General features: G+C 68.7%; 1 protein-coding gene. It reads left to right on the top strand.

Annotation, left to right across the window (positions count from 1 at the left end):
• On the top strand, window positions 1-1,549 hold a 1,549-nt coding region (locus tag AC1D2K_RS34450), incomplete at both ends, for an indolepyruvate ferredoxin oxidoreductase family protein (protein ID WP_478094897.1).

Here is a 1,549-nt window from a genome sequence, read left to right as displayed (position 1 = left end):
TGTCGATGGTCTTCACTACCGCTGGCCCGACCTGCCGTCGCTGCGCATCGAGTCGCGGCTGGCCGACAAGCTGGAGGCGGTCGCCGCCTTCGCCCGCGTCAACAGCATCGATCGCCACGTGATCGAGAGCCCGCAGGCCAAGGTCGGCATCGTGACCTGCGGCAAGGCCCACTATGACCTGATGGAAGTGCTGCGCCGCCTCGAGGTGACGCCGGAGAGCCTGGCCCGCATCGGGCTGCGGCTCTACAAGGTGGGCCTGAGCTTTCCGATCGAGCAGACCCGCATCAAGGCCTTCGCGGAGGGCCTGGAAGAGATCCTGATCGTCGAGGAGAAGGGCGCGATCGTCGAGAGCCAGTTGCGCGACCTGTTCTACAACGCGCCACCCGGTGCCCGCCCGGCGCTGGTCGGCAAGCAGGATCGCGAGGGCCGGCCGCTGGTGTCGGCGCTCGGCGAGCTGCGGCCGTCACGGCTGATCGAGCTGGTGGCGCACTGGCTCGCGGTGCATTTCCCCGGCAACAGCGAGCTTGGCGACCACCTGCAGCACGTGCGCGACTTCACGCCGCCCGAGCTGCTGAGCAATGACGGCGACACGGTCAAGCGGCTGCCTTACTTCTGCGCCGGCTGCCCGCACAACACGAGCACCAAGGTGCCGGAGGGCTCGACCGCGCGCGCCGGCATCGGCTGCCACTTCATGGCCAACTGGATGGACCGCAGCACGGCCGGGCTGATCCAGATGGGCGGCGAGGGCGTCGACTGGATCTCGCACGCGATGTTCACGCGCACGCCGCACGTGTTCCAGAACCTCGGCGACGGCACCTACTACCACTCGGGTTATCTCGCGATCCGGCAGGCGGTGGCGGCCAACGCGACGCTGACCTACAAGATCTTGTTCAACGACGCGGTGGCGATGACCGGCGGCCAGCCGGTCGACGGCATCATCAGCGTCGATGCGATCGCGCGCCAGGTGGAGTCCGAAGGCGTGAAGCAGGTGGTGGTGGTCAGCGACGCGATCGAGAAGTACGACGCGATCAAGGGCAAGTTCCCGGCCGGCACCGAGTTTTACGACCGCAGCGAACTCGACGCGGTGCAGCGGCGACTGCGCGAAGTGCCCGGCGTCACGGTGCTGATCTACGAGCAGACCTGTGCCGCCGAGAAGCGCCGCCGCCGCAAGAAGGGCGAGCTGGCCGACCCGGCCAAGCGGCTGTTCATCAATGAGGCGGTGTGCGAGGGCTGCGGCGACTGCGGCGTGCAGAGCAACTGCGTCGCCGTACTGCCGCACGAGACCGAGTTCGGCCGCAAGCGCAAGATCGACCAGACCAGCTGCAACAAGGACTACTCCTGCGCCCAGGGCTTCTGCCCCAGCTTCGTCGGCGTGAGCGGCGGCGCGCTGCGCAAGAAGAGCGGCGCGCTGGCTGCGGGCCAGGATGCCTTCCTGCGCCACGTGGCCGCACTGCCGAGGCCCGAACCGCACGGATGGACGGCGCCCTACGACCTGCTGGTCACGGGTGTCGGCGGCACCGGCGTGGTGACCGTGGGCGCGGTCATCGCG

This window comes from Variovorax sp. P1_H12_2 (assembly GCF_056405335.1).
The sequence above is the reverse complement of the archived record's forward strand: the minus strand, read 5'-3'. Positions and strand labels throughout refer to the sequence as shown.